The sequence below is a fragment of the Zongyangia hominis genome (assembly GCF_014385095.1).
Classification (GTDB): Bacteria; Bacillota; Clostridia; order Oscillospirales; family Ruminococcaceae; genus Zongyangia; species Zongyangia hominis.
In genome coordinates this window covers 1-13888 of the sequence record NZ_JACRTC010000001.1, presented here as the reverse complement: position 1 = coordinate 13888, position 13888 = coordinate 1, and the positions used below count along the sequence as shown (strand labels likewise).

Here is a 13888-nt window from a genome sequence, read left to right as displayed (position 1 = left end):
AAGTCCGTCGCTCTCTTTTCCTCGTATAAAAGGGCCGGTAATCTCCTCCCGGCCCCCTTATTTACGCCTCTAACAATACAAATTCGCCGTCCTTGGCCGTGAGCTTCATGATCTGGGAGACGTTTTCCTCCCCCTTTTGTATGAGCAGCAGGGCGATTTTGTCCTCCACTTCCTTGCGGATGATCCGCCGGATGTCTCGGGCCCCGCTCTTGTGGCCGTAGGCCTTCTGCGCAATTAGACGCAGTGCCGCGTCGTCATAGCCAAACTCGATGCCCTTTTCTTTCATCGGGTCCTTAAACTCATCGAGGAGCAGGGCGGCGATCTTCTCGAAGTCCTCCTGGCTCAGCTGCCGGAAGACGACCACTTCGTCCACACGCCCCAAAAACTCGGGCCGCAAAAAGTCGCCCAGTGCCTTCATCACCCGATCCTTGGCCACTTCCCCTTCGTCGCGGTTAAAGCCCAGCGCGTTCTCCTTGAGGTTGCTACCCGCGTTGGAGGTCATCACCAGCACCGTGTTTTCAAAGGATACCGTCCGGCCGTGGGCGTCGGTGATCCGGCCCTCGTCCAAAATCTGCAACAGGACATTGAGCACATCGGGATGGGCCTTCTCAATTTCGTCAAAGAGCACCACCGAATAGGGGCGGCGGCGCACCTTCTCGGTGAGCTGTCCCGCCTCGTCGTAACCCACATAGCCCGGAGGGGAGCCCACAATCCGAGAGACCGAGTGCTTCTCCATAAATTCGCTCATATCCAGCCGGATGAGGGGGTCGGCGGTGTCGAAGAGCTCCCGGGCCAGCACCTTGACAAGCTCCGTCTTTCCCACGCCGGTGGGACCGACAAAGATAAAGGAGGCCGGCCGGCGGCGGGGGCTTAGCTGCACCCGGGAGCGGCGCACGGCGGCCGCTACCAGCTCCACCGCTTCGTCCTGGCCGATAATCTTCTTTTTCAGCGCTTCCTCCAAGCCCGCCACCCGGCGCAGCTCGTTTTCTCTGATTTTGCTTGCGGGAATCCCGGTCCAAAGCTCAATGACCTTGGCCAGGTCGTCCTGGGTCACGGTGAGTCCATCCACCTTGTCCTGCAGCTCGCCCCGCTTCGCTTCCACCCGCAGAATGTCCGCCTTGGTCTCGGCCAGCGCCTCGTAATCCACGCTGTCGGTGGCTGCGTTAATCTCCTCCTGTTTGATGAGCAGATCGGTGAGGCTCTTGGATAAGCTCTCGTACTCCGCCAGCTCCTTGCTCGCCAAAGACGCGCAGGAACAGGCCTCGTCGAGCAGGTCGATGGCCTTGTCGGGGAGGAAGCGGTCGTTGATGTAACGCTCGGAAAGCATGGCAGCCGAGCGAACAATAGCGTCGGGCACCTTGACGTGGTGATAACTTTCGTAGTATTCCTTGACGCCCTGTAGGACCTCGATGGTGTCGGCGATGGAGGGTTCATTCACCGTTACCGGCTGGAACCGGCGCTCCAAAGCGCTGTCCTTTTCAATGTACTTGCGGTATTCGTTGAAAGTGGTGGCGCCGATGACCTGAATTTCTCCCCGGGAGAGGGCAGGTTTGAGAATGTTGGCCGCGTTCATAGAGCCCTCGGAATCGCCCGCGCCCACCAGGTTGTGGACCTCGTCAATAAAGAGGATGATGTTACCGCAGGACTTTACTTCCTCCACCAGCCCCTTGACCCGGCTTTCAAACTGGCCCCGGAACTGGGTCCCGGCCACCAGGGCGGTCAGGTCCAGCAGATGGATTTCCTTGTCCATGAGCTTGGCGGGGACGTTGCCCTGGGCGATGCGCAGAGCGATACCCTCGGCGATGGCAGTCTTGCCCACGCCGGGCTCACCGATCAGGCAGGGGTTATTCTTGGTGCGTCGGTTGAGTATCTGCACGACCCTATAAATTTCGTTGTCCCGGCCCACAATCCGGTCAAGGCGTCCTTCCTTGGCCTTCTGGGTCAGGTTTTCACAGTAGTTGTCCAAATATTTGCGCTTCTTTTCCTTTTTGGGCGCTTTCTCCCGCTGAGCGGGGCCGGGCCGGCCGGGAGCGCTCTCCTGACCTTTGGCCGCTTGGTCTCCAAAGAGGTTCTGCAAAAAGGGGAAGGTCTGGGAACCGCCCGGCTCAAAGCCGTTTTCCTCTTCCCCGCCCATGATGTCCATCAGCTGGCTGCTCATGTCTTCCAAATCCTCGTCGCTGATGCCCATCTGCTTCATCATATCGTCCACAGGCTTGAGCCCCAGCTCCTTGGCGCACACCAGGCACAGACCTTCATTGATCGTTTCACCGTTCTCCAGCCGGGTCATATAGACGACGGCCGGTCTTCTTTTGCATCGGGAACATAACATACGTATCACTTTCCTCCTGCCGGGCATGCTCCGGAAAAAACCGGGAAATTCCCAACCGCCTACCCGGTCGCGGCGTTGGGAAATCTATCTATCACACTGTATTTATAGCAGAAATCTTCGAAATAAAACTGTCTGATCAATAATGCCACTGTTGAGATACTGAAAACCGCCCGCTGTGGCCGTGATAATCAGGTTTAAAAGATTGGCGATGAGTGCCACGGTGAGGAGGCCTTCCAGCGCCCCCACAACCCCGCCCAAAATGGTGTTGGCAGGACCGATGATGGGAATCTTCCGCAATCCTCCCAGGGTCCAGGAAAACTTGCGGACCAGGAAAAAGCACAGCGAAATCAAGATGAGGAACAGGATGAGCTCCACCACGCTGACAACGATGGGTCCCACCACATGGTCGGTGATGGCCTCAGGGAGAGGCTGGGAGGGATTAGCCAGGGCCTTAAAGTTGCCCAGCACATCCTCCTTTACCCCATATTTTGCGAGAAAATCCTCCAGCATGTCCGGCACTTTGGCCAGAATGGTCTGCACATCGGAAGCGATATCCGTGATTCCGGCCTCGGTGAGCTTTTTGGCCACGGTGTCCAAGACCGTGGGGCGCAGTAGCTTTTCAAAAATGGCCGAGGAAAAAAACTTGGCGCCATAATTTGCCGCCATCAGGGACAGAAAATATCCGATAAATTCAATCACGGTGCGGACAAAACCGCGGTGCGCCGAAATTGAAACAAAATAGACAACCAATCCCACGACACATAGGTCATAGATCAGTGGAATCCAGTCGATCATGCATTCCTCCCTTTCTCACATTTCATTCGCTTGGCGATGGATAGAAATATACAATAGAATTATTACTCGTCAAAGCGATTCCGTCAAGGGACGCCAAAAAAAGTTTACAATTTAGGTGTATTTTAACCTCAGTTTTTTACAGTTTTTGTCCTTATCCTTTCCGAATCTCTCCGGTCATGGACACATAGACCCCGGAGCCCGCCATTTGAACGCCGATGCTCCCCCGCTCCACCGGGACCGTGCGGATCTGTTCCCCGGACATGCTGTAAACGACCGCCTGCCGCTGGAGTAGAAGGGCTACCTTGTCCCCGGAAACGGACAGGCCCTTAACCGACTCCTGTAAGCTGACTTCCCCGGTCTTCTCGCCCTTTTGGTTGAGCATGACCACGGTGGCCTGCTGGTACTGGTTGTAGTCGCCGAAGACAAGCACCACCTGCTTGCTTCCCTCGGTGGAAAAGCTGACCAGGTTGGTGGCGCCGTAGATGTATTCGCCCTCCACCTTGCCCTTGGCGCTGACGACCCGGGCCGCCTTGTCGGTGAGGACGAAGATGTTGCCCCCCTCCTTGCAGTCCACCGCGTAGATGGCCTCCCCCGGAAAGTCCAGGGTGGCGATGGGTTCCTCCGAGCTAAAGGAGAGCAGGTGCAGGGTAGATTTAAGGCTGCCGTTTTCCGCTCCCAAGGTGCCCACCGCGATGCCGGAGCCGTCGCTGAGGATGGACAGGGAGACAATGTGGTTTTGGGCGGAATACCAGTGCATAAACTCCTTCTGGCTGTTGTCGTACACCGTCAGCTGGGAGGTGTACCGCTGGGACCCGGTGGCCACCGCCAGGTAGCCGTTTTTGGCAAGGTCCGCCGTCAATATAGAAAACTCATAGGTCTGGGTGAGGATCTCTTTGGTCTTGGAGGAAAGGACCAGCTTCTTTCCTCCCCGGTCGTAGATGGCGCTCATGGAGCTGTTGACGACCACTTTGGGGTTCGTAAAGCCGTGCTTGATGTTGCCGATTTCCTTTCCGTTTTGGTTATAGACATAGAAATTGGTGTCGGTGAGCACACCCAGGTCATTGCTCATGGAAGCGAGCTCCACCGGATTGGCGCCCGCCAGGCTAACCGGGAAGCCGCTGCCGCCGCCAAACTCCGCCGCCACGGTGGAAATCCAGTCGTTGACGCGGTTGCGCACCGTCTCGTTAGTGAAAGACAGCGCCACCAGCACCAGGAGAAAGATGAGCAGCAAAAGGATGATGCGCTTGACAATGCTCTTTTTCTTGTATTTTTTCCGCACCTCGGAAATATCCTGTACCTTGGACATCGGCTTTCACCTTCCTTCTTTTACATTCCGCCTGCCGGCGGAGGATACCGCGCTGTGGCACTATTGGAACCTTAGCCGCGTGTGCCGCGACGATGTCACAAATAAAACCTATGGCGCGTCGTCCCGTCCCGACAAGGACCGCCTGCCGGCGGAGGATGCCGCGCTGTGGCACTATTGGAACCTTAGCCGCGTGCAACGCGACGATGTCGCAAACAAATCTTATGGCGCGTCGTCCCGTCCCGACAAGGACCGTCTGCCGGCGGAGGAAACCGCGCTGCGGCACTATTGGAATCTTAGCCGCGTGCAACGCGACGATGTCGCAAACGAAACCTATGGCGCGTCGTCCCGTCCCGGCAGGGACCGCCGCTTGCCGGCGGAGGACACCGCGCTGTGGCGCTGTTGGAACCTTTGCCGCGTGTGCCGCGACGATGTCACAAATAAAACCTATGGCGCGTCATCCTCCAGCGGGAGCTGGTAGAAGACGCGGTTGAGATAGAGCCCACAGGCGGGCGCAGTCTTTCCCGCGCGGACCCGGTCCCGGGACGCGATGATCTCGGGCAATGCTTCCACCGGTATTTTCCCGGCGGCCACGTCCAGAAGGGTGCCCACCAGAATCCGCACCATGTTGTACAAAAAGCCGTCCCCCGCCACAGTGAAGAGGACCATTTCTCCCTCTCTGCAGACAGAAAAGGAATGGATGGTGCGCACCGTATCCTCCACGGAGCTGCCCGCACTGCAAAAGGCGGCAAAGTCATGGCGCCCCACAAAGGCCTGGGCGGCCCTGTGAAGCGTTCCTTCGTCTAAGGGGAAAGGATACTCGCAGACGAGTCCAGCCCCAAAGGGGTCCCGTATAGGAGCGTTGTGGACCTTGTAGAGGTACTCCTTGCCCAGACAGCTGTATCGGGCGTGGAAATCCTCCGGCACTTCCCGCACTGCAAGGACCGCCATGTCCCCGGTCAAGCAGGCGTTGAGCCCCCGCAAAAGGCCGTCGCAAGGGATGGCGCTCTGGGTCTTGATATTCAAATCGAACTGGTTTGCGTGGACGCCGGCATCCAGCCGGGAACAGTTTTTGATGTCCTCCCGCACGCCCAGTACCTTTTCTAAGGCGTCCTGGAAGACCTCCGTCACCGTCAGGGCATTTTTCTGCACCTGGGTGCCGTGGTAGGCGCAGCCTCGGAAGGCCAAGGTGATCCGCAAATTTCTCATGGCGTCCCCCGCTAGAAGATGGGGCGAATGAAGATGTTGAGGACGATGACCCCAGCGATACAGACGGTGGTCACCAGCGCGGAAACAACGTCCCGTCCGTGCATCTTGAGCTGCTTCATCCGGGTCCTGCCCTCGCCGCCCCGATAGCAGCGGCATTCCATGGCGAGGGCCAGCTCGTCCGCCCGACGAAAGGCTGAGACAAAGAGGGGGATGAGCACCGGAATGAGGGCCTTGACCCGCTGCAGGAGCTTCCCGGATTCCAAGTCCGCGCCCCTTGCCTTCTGGGCGTTCATGATCTTGTCGGTTTCCTCGATGAGGGTGGGGATAAAGCGCAGGGCGATGGTCATCATCATGGCAAGCTCATGCACCGGCACCTTGATCCTTTTGAGCGGGCTCATGAGCCGCTCCAACCCGTCGGTCAATACGATGGGGGAGGTGGTGTAGGTCAGTAGCGACGTCCCCGCGATCAGACAGACGATGCGGATGGCCATCATGATAGCCATGGAGATGCCCTTGTCGGTGATTTTGAGAAAGCCCCACTGCCACAGGGGATTGCCGTCGATAAAGAACATATTGAGGACGGTGGTGAAGACGACGATGGGGATGATGGGCTTAAGGCTTTTGAGGGCCATTTTGCCCGGCACGCCGGAAATGAGATAGGCCGCGATCAAAAAGGCGATGCCCACCCCGAAGCCCCAGGCGTTCTTGGCCACAAAGAGCATGACGATATAGGCAAAGGTGATGACGATCTTCATCCGCGGGTCCATGTGATGGATGGGGGATTTGCCCGGGTAATACTGGCCGATGGTGATGTCTTTAAGCACGGGCCGCGCCCCCCTTCCGCACGTGGTGGGCGGCCAGGAGCTTTAAGAGCTCCTCCCTGCCCGCCTCCACGGTAAAAATATCGGGGTTTACTTCCACGCCCCGCGCTCCCAGCGCATGGAAAATCCGCGTGACCTGGGGCACCGCCAGCCCCATAGCAGAGAGCTCCTCAGTGTGGGAGAAGACGTTTTCGATGGTGTCATAGAGAAACACCTTCGACTGGTTCATGACCAGCGCCTTCTGACAGTACTTGGCCACGTCTTCCATACTGTGGGAGACGATGAGGACGGTGTTCTTTTGGGCCTCGTGATACTGCTTGATCTGGCCCAGAATCTTGTCCCGGCCCTTGGGGTCGAGCCCCGCCGTGGGCTCGTCCAGGATGAGGACCTCGGGGCGCATGGCGATAACGCCGGCAATGGCCACCCGGCGCTTCTGTCCGCCCGAAAGCTCGAAGGGGGACTTTTCCAGGGTGGATTCCCTGAGCCCCACAAACATGGCGGCCTCTCTCACCCGCTCGTCGATCTCCTCTTTGGAAAGCCCGATGTTGGTCGGGCCGTAGGCGATGTCCTTGTAGACGGTCTCCTCAAAGAGCTGATACTCGGGGTACTGGAACACCAGTCCCACCTGAAAGCGGATGCGGCGAATGTCCTTGGGGTTTTCCCAGATGTCCCTGCCGTCGATGTAGACCTTTCCCGCGGTGGGTTTAACCAGACCGTTAAAGTGCTGAATCAGGGTGGACTTGCCTGAGCCCGTGTGGCCGATGATGCCCACAAGCTCCCCCTGCTCGATTTCCAGATTGACGTCGTCGACGGCCACCTTTTCAAACGGGGAGCCGCCGTTATAGGTATAGGTGAGATGTTCGGTTTTGATCACTGACAAATGTTCATTCCTCCAAAAGGCGCAGAATCTCGTTGACACACGCCTCTTCGTCGATGATATGGCTGTCCACGGGATAGCCCGCTTTCCTCAGTTCGTAGATGAGCTCGGTGGACTGGGGCACATCCAGTCCCACGCCCTTGAGCTTTTCCACATGGGAGAACACGTTTTTGGGGGTATCGTCCAGGATGACGCGGCCGTTGTCCACCACCACCACCCGGTCGGCCTTGGCGGCCTCGTCCATGTAGTGGGTGATGAGGACCACCGTAATGCCGTAGTCACGATTGAGTCCCCGGATGGTTTTGAGGACCTCCCGCCGTCCTTTGGGATCCAGCATGGCGGTGGGTTCGTCAAGGACGATGCACGCCGGGCGCATGGCGATGATGCCCGCGATGGCCACCCGCTGCTTCTGCCCGCCCGAGAGCTGATGGGGCGCATGCTCCCGGTAGTCGTACATCCCCACCTCTTTGAGGGCGTCGTCCACCCGTTTTCTCATCTCTTTGGGCTCCACGCCCAGGTTTTCCAGAGCGAAGGCCACGTCCTCCTCGACGATGGTGGCCACGATCTGGTTGTCCGGGTTCTGGAAGACCATGCCCACATTCTGCCTGATTTCATAAATCATTTCCTCGTCCCGGGTGTCAACCCCATCCACATAGACAACGCCTTCGGAGGGGGTGAGGATGGCGTTACATAGCTTGGCGAGCGTCGATTTGCCCGACCCGTTGTGGCCCAAAACCGCCACAAACTGGCCTCGGGGCACTGCCAGGCTCACGTGTTCGAGCACGTTGGCCGCGTTGCCCTCCGCCGTATAGGCATAGGATACATCCTGTACTTTGATGATGTTTTCCAATTTAGCAAAAACCTCCATTTGCCGGCTGCCGCCGGGAGATCGCGTTTCTCTTCCAATTGCGGCGCTGTCATTTCCGAAGCGCTCTACCGGCCGCCCCGGGCAGGGTCCCCGCCGCCCTTCATGGCGTCCGCCGCACTGTGGGCGTTTTTTCTATCTCATGCCGTTCCCTAGGGCCGCTTTGTTTATCGTGACAGGTTCGGTTCACCGCTTTCCCAGATGGCCGTAGAACCGCAGGGGAGCGTGAATCCCGACGCCTTCACCGGCAGTCCAATTTCGTCGGAGGAGACCTTACCGCCGAACCGGGCGCCCACCGTCACCCCCAACAGGTACTGCATCACGGAAGGGGAAAGTCCGGTGGTGTAGGAATTGAGCAGGAAGAAGAGGGGCCGGTCGCTTAAGACCCCGGCGCACAGCTCCACCAGGCTATGAATTTCGCTTTCCAGCTTCCAGACCTCGCCGCCCGGCCCCCGTCCATAGGAGGGCGGGTCCATGATGATGGCGTCGTACCGGTTGCCCCGGCGGATTTCCCGCTCCACAAACTTCTTGCAGTCGTCCACAATCCAGCGGATAGGCTTGTCCGCCAGGCCGCTTAAACCGGCGTTCTCCCTGGCCCAGCTCACCATGCCCTTGGACGCATCCACGTGGCAAACGCTCGCTCCCGCCTTGGCGCAGGCGAGGGTCGCCCCGCCGGTATAGGCAAAGAGATTGAGCACCTTGACGGGACGCCCGGCGCCCTGAATCTTTTCCGCCATCCAGTCCCAGTTGACCGCCTGTTCGGGAAAAAGCCCCGTGTGCTTAAAGCCGGTGGGCCGAATGTGAAAACGAAGCCCTTTATACGAAATCTGCCACTGGTCCCGGGGCATGTCCCGGTTTTCCCAGCGCCCGCCCCCGGAGCTCGAGCGTAAATAGCGGGCGTTGGCTTTATTCCAAAGTTTCGCGTCCCGGGGCGTGTTCCAGATGATCTGGGGATCGGGGCGGATGAGGACGATGCCGTCCCACTGCTCCAGCTTTTCCCCGTTTGACGCGTCCAGAATCTGATAGTCTTTCCAATCCTTCGCTGCTCTCATCTATCCCAGTCTTTCTTTGATTTTTCCGGCGATGTCCGCCGCCATAGCGCCGATTTGCTCGCTTTCCTTGCCCTCGACCATCACACGGATGAGGGGCTCGGTGCCCGAACAGCGCACCAAAATCCTGCCGTCCCCCGCCAATGTGTCCTCATGACGGCGGATGGCGTTCCAGATTTCCTCGTCGCCCTCGAGGCGATCCTTGGCGTCGTTGGCCACCCGGACGTTGACCAGCGTCTGGGGGTAGCGCTCCATAATCTCGGCCAGATCGCTCATCTTGCCGCCGCTTTTGTGAAGGAGGCTGAGTAACTGCACCGCCGAAAGCTGGCCGTCGCCGGTGGTCATGTAGTCGAGGAAGATGATGTGGCCCGACTGCTCGCCGCCCAAATTGTGGCCGTTTTCCAGCATATTTTCCAGCACATACCGGTCCCCCACCTTGGTGGAAGCGGCCTGGATACCGTATCTTTCACAAAATTTATAGAAACCCAGATTCGACATGATGGTGGCCACCACCGTGTCGTTTTTGAGGGTGCCGTTTTTCTTCATGTCATAGGCAAACATGGCCATGAGCCGGTCGCCGTCCAAAATGACGCCGTGTTCATCCACCGCCAGACACCGGTCGGCATCCCCGTCGAAAGCGACGCCCACATCACAACCGTTTTCCACCACATATTTGGAGAGCACCTCGATGTGGGTGGAGCCGCAGTTGTCGTTAATGTTGATGCCGTCGGGCACGTCGTTGATGAGCAGGCACTTGGCCCCCAAGGACTCAAACAAGGTCTGGGCCGTGGTGCTGGCGCTGCCGTTGGCGCAGTCAATGGCCACCGTCAGACCGCTTAAGTCCCCCTGGACGGTGGAGCGGATGTGGCTGATGTAGTCCTTGGTCGCGGTCTTGACCCGGATGACCGAGCCGATCTCCCCGCCCTGCTTGAGAGCCTCCGGGGGAACGCCGTTTTGCAGGAGGGCTTCGATCTCGTTTTCAATGCTGTCCGAGAGCTTATAACCGTTTTCGTTAAAGATCTTGATGCCGTTAAATTCCACAGGGTTGTGGGAAGCGGAAATCATGATGCCTGCATCCGCTTCGTACTCCTGCACAAGGAACGCCACCGCCGGGGTGGGAACCACGCCGATGATCATTACGTCCGCGCCCACAGAGCACAGCCCCGCCACCAGCGCCGCCTCCAGCATATCGGAGGAAATGCGAGTGTCCTTGCCAATGAGCACCTTGGGCTTGTGATGGGTGTGGCTGGTCAGCACCGTGGCCGCGCACCGGCCGATGTTCATGGCAAGCTCACAGCTGAGCTCCTGATTGGCGACGCCTCTGGCGCCGTCTGTACCGAATATTCTCCCCATAGTGGTCCTCCTCTATTGTGATGGAACCGGTGTGCCCGTCACGGGGCCCGGCCCTCCAAAATTTCATGGTCACGCTTTTGTCTTTGATAAAAGAGCTCCCTGCCGGCAGGCTTTTCGCGGCCGTCCCGGCTGATGCCGCCGCGCCTCTTTTGACCGACTTTCGGTGTTGCCAGGGCTATTCCACGTCCAAATCCATCAGATGCATCTGTTCCGCGTTCTTCTCTGTCCCGGCTCTGGGAATGCCCAGATGGTCGTAGGCGCGCTGGGTAGCGCACCGGCCCCGGGGCGTCCGGCTGAGAAAGCCGATCTGCATTAGATACGGCTCATAGACGTCCTCCAAGGTGATGGATTCCTCCCCGATGGCCGCCGCCAGGGTATCGAGCCCCACCGGACCGCCGTTATAGTTACGGATGATGGTCCTTAACATCCGCCGGTCAATGCTGTCGAGACCCAGCGGATCCACTTCCAGTTTATCCAGCGCCAGCGCCGCCAGCTCCTTGGTGATGGTGCCGTCGCCGATGACCTGGGCAAAATCCCGTACCCGCTTTAAGAAGCGGTTGGCGATGCGGGGCGTTCCTCGCGAGCGCCGGGCAAGTTCTACGGCCCCTTCCCTATCGCAGGGGATTTCCAAAATGGCCGCCGAGCGCAGGATGATCTGGGAAAGCTCCTCGGGGGTGTAGAGTTCCAAACGCATCATAACGCCGAACCGGTCCCGCAGTGGGGACGTGAGCTGGCCCGCCCGAGTGGTGGCGCCGATGAGGGTAAACTTGGGCAGGTCGATGCGGATGGACCGGGCCGACGGGCCCTTGCCGATGATGATGTCCAGCGCGTAGTCTTCCATGGCCGGATACAGAACCTCTTCCACCGTGCGGGGTAGGCGGTGAATTTCGTCGATGAAGAGGATGTCGTTTTCGCTCAGGTTTGTCAGTAGCGCCGCTAAATCCCCCGGCTTTTCCACCGCCGGGCCCGAAGTGATGCGGATATTGACGTTCATCTCGTTGGCGATGATGCCGGAGAGGGTCGTCTTGCCCAGTCCCGGCGGGCCGTAAAGCAGGCAGTGGTCCAGCGCCTCGCCCCGGCGTTTGGCCGCCTCGATGAAGACGGTCAGGTTTTCCTTGACTTTCTCCTGTCCAATGTATTCTTCCAGCGTTTTGGGGCGCAGAGAGGCTTCAATGTCGCTGTCCTCTTTTACGCTCTCCGGCGCTACAATCCGGTTTTCAAAATCCATTTCAAAATCGTTGATCACCGCGTTACTACCCCTCTATCTTTCTTCATTCCCGCACTCAGCCCATGGCCAGTTTTTTGAGCGCGCCCTTGATGAGCTCCTCCACTGGGAGACTGCCGTCCAGCTTTGCCACCGCCGACGCCGCTTCCGACTGGCTGTACCCGAGGACCACCAGCGCGCCGATGGCCTCCGCCACATTGGAGGAACCGAAGTCCACCGGGGCCGCGCTCTCGCTGACGACCTGGGAGAGCTGTTCGTTGGATATTTTATCTTTGAGTTCCAGTACAATCCGCTGGGCGATTTTGGGGCCGATGCCCGGGCTGCGGGTCAGGGTCTTATAGTCACCCGACGCCACGCATAAAGCGAAGCGCTCGGGGCTGTTGTCCGACAAAATGGAGAGCGCCGCTTTGGGACCCACCCCCGACACGGAGATGAGCATTTTGAAAAAGCGAAGCTCGTTGCGGTCATAAAACCCGAATAGGGTCAGCGCGTCCTCCCTGACCTGCAAATAGGTGTAGATCAGAACGCTTTTTTGCTCCTTGGGCAGCTTTGCGATGGTCTGGTTGGTGGTCAGGCACTGGTAGCCCACGCCGCCGCATTCCACCACGATGAGATTGGGTTCGGTATGCACCACGGTGCCGCGGATGCTGTATATCATGAGGCGATTTTCCTTCCTTTATTTCCTTCCTGCCGGGACATTTCTAGCCCTGCCGACGGAGCAGGTCCTTATTGAGTAAGGAGCCGGCACTGTGGGCGTGGCAGATGGCGATGGCCAGCGCGTCGGCCGTGTCGTCGGGTTTGGGGACCTTTTCCAGCCCTAGCATGACCCGGGTCATCTCCATGACCTGCTTTTTGACCGCCCGGCCATAGCCTACCACCGATTGTTTGACTTGCAAAGGGGTGTATTCATAGATGGGGACATGGGCCTTCTTCCCCGCCAGCACAATGACGCCCCGCGCCTGGCCCACAGCGATGACGGTCTTTTGGTTACTGGTAAAAAACAGCTGCTCCACCGCCATGGATTCGGGACGGTATTTGTTTAAGAGAAAGCTGAGTTCATCATAAATGACCTCCAGCCGGGATTCAAACGGCATATCCGCCGGGGTCGTGATGGCGCCATAACCCAGGGTGCGGAAATTCCCCCGCTGATAATCCAAAACCCCATAGCCCACAATAGCATAGCCGGGGTCGATTCCCATGACAATCATTCTTTTTCTCCGTTTCCGTAGGACATCCTTATTTTCGGGCATACCCCTCACATTATATTCAAATAATTATACCATAGGACCAAAATCATCGCAAGCAGACGGGAAAATGTTCACTTCTTCGTTACAAAGGAACCCCTCTTTTTCACGGATTTGCTTTTCCCTCCAAAGGGTCGGGGCATTTTTGATAGATTTTGTCTGATTCGAATGAATTTCTGATTAATTTTTATGAATAACGTCAAATCTGAAAAGAGAGCTTGATTTTTTTGTTTTTATCCGCTATAATATGTAACATCTTCAGAAAACATGGACGATTAGCTCAGCTGGTAGAGCTTCCGCTTGACGTGCGGAAGGTCGGGGATTCGAGTTCCTCATCGTCCACCAGGGGTGCTGTTCCTGCAATAGCGGGGGCGGCATTTTTTTGTCCAAATTTAGGATCTCACCATTGTTTACGTACAGTAAACCAGTTATTATTATCGACGCCTTACAAAAGGAGGGACCTTCCCTAGAAGGCCCCTCCTTTTGTGCTTTTTCTGCATGTGCTTTCAGCTCCACACGCACTCCGTCGCGGCAACCCGCACTGGCAGGTGCGCTTGGATTTGATGCGCCGGGCATCCGCGCTTTCAGCGCTCCACCACTGTTGCGCAAAAAAACAGCCGCCTTGCGGCGGCTGTTTTTGTTTCCATCCAGTTTCTAGGATGATAAAGCCTTATTTCTTTTTACGGGTCAGAACCACAGCGCCAGCGCTCGCAGCCAGAACGGCCAGAGCGATGGGCAGCATGCTGCTGTCACCGGAGTTCGGGTTTTTCTTGCCGGAGTCGGAACCAGAACCGCTGCCTTCCGGCCACTTCCAGTCG

General features: G+C 57.9%; 14 protein-coding genes and 1 tRNA gene. 2 read left to right on the top strand and 13 right to left on the bottom strand.

Features of this window, described 5'->3' with window-relative positions:
- Positions 1-61 precede the first annotated feature (61 nt).
- The 3 genes from H8709_RS00070 to H8709_RS00060 all read right to left on the bottom strand — a co-directional run bounded on the left by H8709_RS00070 (position 62) and on the right by H8709_RS00060 (position 4430).
- Positions 62-2329 carry an ATP-dependent Clp protease ATP-binding subunit gene (locus tag H8709_RS00070; protein ID WP_262396339.1) on the bottom strand — a complete coding sequence of 756 codons (2268 nt, stop codon included), beginning with the start codon at positions 2327-2329 and terminating at the stop codon, positions 62-64.
- A gap of 102 nt (positions 2330-2431) precedes the next feature.
- On the bottom strand, positions 2432-3124 hold the full coding sequence (locus H8709_RS00065; RefSeq protein ID WP_262396338.1) for a CvpA family protein: 693 nt from the start codon (positions 3122-3124) through the stop codon (positions 2432-2434).
- 151 nt (positions 3125-3275) lie between these two features.
- Complete coding sequence (locus H8709_RS00060; RefSeq protein ID WP_262396337.1) at positions 3276-4430, bottom strand: DUF5711 family protein; 1155 nt, start codon at positions 4428-4430, stop codon at positions 3276-3278.
- Here H8709_RS00060 and H8709_RS00055 point away from each other — a divergent pair.
- Positions 4423-4908 (top strand): hypothetical protein, encoded by a 486-nt coding sequence (locus H8709_RS00055; protein WP_262396336.1) that lies wholly within the window; start codon positions 4423-4425, stop codon positions 4906-4908. The genes H8709_RS00060 and H8709_RS00055 overlap by 8 nt on opposite strands.
- Here H8709_RS00055 and truA read toward each other — a convergent pair.
- The 9 genes from truA to ruvC all read right to left on the bottom strand — a co-directional run bounded on the left by truA (position 4875) and on the right by ruvC (position 13034).
- On the bottom strand, positions 4875-5636 hold the full coding sequence (truA, locus tag H8709_RS00050; protein ID WP_262396335.1) for a tRNA pseudouridine(38-40) synthase TruA: 762 nt from the start codon (positions 5634-5636) through the stop codon (positions 4875-4877). The genes H8709_RS00055 and truA overlap by 34 nt on opposite strands.
- Positions 5637-5647: 11 nt before the next feature.
- Positions 5648-6460: an energy-coupling factor transporter transmembrane component T family protein gene (locus H8709_RS00045; protein WP_262396334.1), complete on the bottom strand. Its 813-nt coding sequence runs from the start codon at positions 6458-6460 to the stop codon at positions 5648-5650.
- On the bottom strand, positions 6453-7337 hold the full coding sequence (locus H8709_RS00040) for an energy-coupling factor transporter ATPase (RefSeq protein WP_262396333.1): 885 nt from the start codon (positions 7335-7337) through the stop codon (positions 6453-6455). The genes H8709_RS00045 and H8709_RS00040 overlap by 8 nt, the downstream gene beginning before the upstream one ends.
- Positions 7338-7341: 4 nt before the next feature.
- Positions 7342-8202 (bottom strand): energy-coupling factor transporter ATPase, encoded by an 861-nt coding sequence (locus tag H8709_RS00035; RefSeq protein ID WP_262396332.1) that lies wholly within the window; start codon positions 8200-8202, stop codon positions 7342-7344.
- A gap of 164 nt (positions 8203-8366) precedes the next feature.
- A complete protein-coding gene (locus H8709_RS00030) occupies positions 8367-9251 on the bottom strand; it encodes a class I SAM-dependent methyltransferase (RefSeq protein WP_262396331.1) in 885 nt (294 codons plus the stop codon).
- Positions 9252-10601, bottom strand: a complete 1350-nt coding sequence (gene glmM, locus H8709_RS00025; RefSeq protein ID WP_262396330.1) for a phosphoglucosamine mutase — start codon at positions 10599-10601, stop codon at positions 9252-9254.
- Positions 10602-10776: 175 nt separating this feature from the next.
- On the bottom strand, positions 10777-11829 hold the full coding sequence (ruvB, locus tag H8709_RS00020) for a Holliday junction branch migration DNA helicase RuvB (RefSeq protein ID WP_262396969.1): 1053 nt from the start codon (positions 11827-11829) through the stop codon (positions 10777-10779).
- A 55-nt stretch (positions 11830-11884) separates the two neighbouring features.
- The gene (ruvA, locus tag H8709_RS00015) at positions 11885-12484 is read right to left on the bottom strand and encodes a Holliday junction branch migration protein RuvA (protein ID WP_262396329.1); all 600 of its coding nucleotides are present in this window, start codon (positions 12482-12484) and stop codon (positions 11885-11887) included.
- Positions 12485-12527: 43 nt separating this feature from the next.
- A complete protein-coding gene (ruvC, locus tag H8709_RS00010; protein ID WP_262396328.1) occupies positions 12528-13034 on the bottom strand; it encodes a crossover junction endodeoxyribonuclease RuvC in 507 nt (168 codons plus the stop codon).
- Positions 13035-13339: 305 nt separating this feature from the next.
- On the opposite strand from ruvC, the gene H8709_RS00005 reads away from it, so the two are divergent.
- Positions 13340-13415 (top strand) — tRNA-Val (locus H8709_RS00005).
- Positions 13416-13740: 325 nt separating this feature from the next.
- Here H8709_RS00005 and H8709_RS11845 read toward each other — a convergent pair.
- Positions 13741-13888 (bottom strand): LPXTG cell wall anchor domain-containing protein (locus H8709_RS11845; protein ID WP_392391646.1); only part of this gene is annotated, 148 nt, incomplete at its 5' end.

What these genes read in the sequence shown, in the direction of transcription:
- truA (WP_262396335.1), bottom strand. Translation starts at nt 5,636, where the DNA reads ATGAGAAATTTGCGGATCACCTTGGCCTTCCGAGGCTGCGCCTACCAC.
- ruvA (WP_262396329.1), bottom strand. Translation starts at nt 12,484, where the DNA reads ATGATATACAGCATCCGCGGCACCGTGGTGCATACCGAACCCAATCTC.
- H8709_RS00065 (WP_262396338.1), bottom strand. Translation starts at nt 3,124, where the DNA reads ATGATCGACTGGATTCCACTGATCTATGACCTATGTGTCGTGGGATTG.
- ruvC (WP_262396328.1), bottom strand. Translation starts at nt 13,034, where the DNA reads ATGATTGTCATGGGAATCGACCCCGGCTATGCTATTGTGGGCTATGGG.
- H8709_RS00060 (WP_262396337.1), bottom strand. Translation starts at nt 4,430, where the DNA reads ATGTCCAAGGTACAGGATATTTCCGAGGTGCGGAAAAAATACAAGAAA.
- H8709_RS00070 (WP_262396339.1), bottom strand. Translation starts at nt 2,329, where the DNA reads ATGTTATGTTCCCGATGCAAAAGAAGACCGGCCGTCGTCTATATGACC.
- H8709_RS00035 (WP_262396332.1), bottom strand. Translation starts at nt 8,202, where the DNA reads ATGGAGGTTTTTGCTAAATTGGAAAACATCATCAAAGTACAGGATGTA.
- ruvB (WP_262396969.1), bottom strand. Translation starts at nt 11,829, where the DNA reads ATGGATTTTGAAAACCGGATTGTAGCGCCGGAGAGCGTAAAAGAGGAC.
- glmM (WP_262396330.1), bottom strand. Translation starts at nt 10,601, where the DNA reads ATGGGGAGAATATTCGGTACAGACGGCGCCAGAGGCGTCGCCAATCAG.
- H8709_RS00030 (WP_262396331.1), bottom strand. Translation starts at nt 9,251, where the DNA reads ATGAGAGCAGCGAAGGATTGGAAAGACTATCAGATTCTGGACGCGTCA.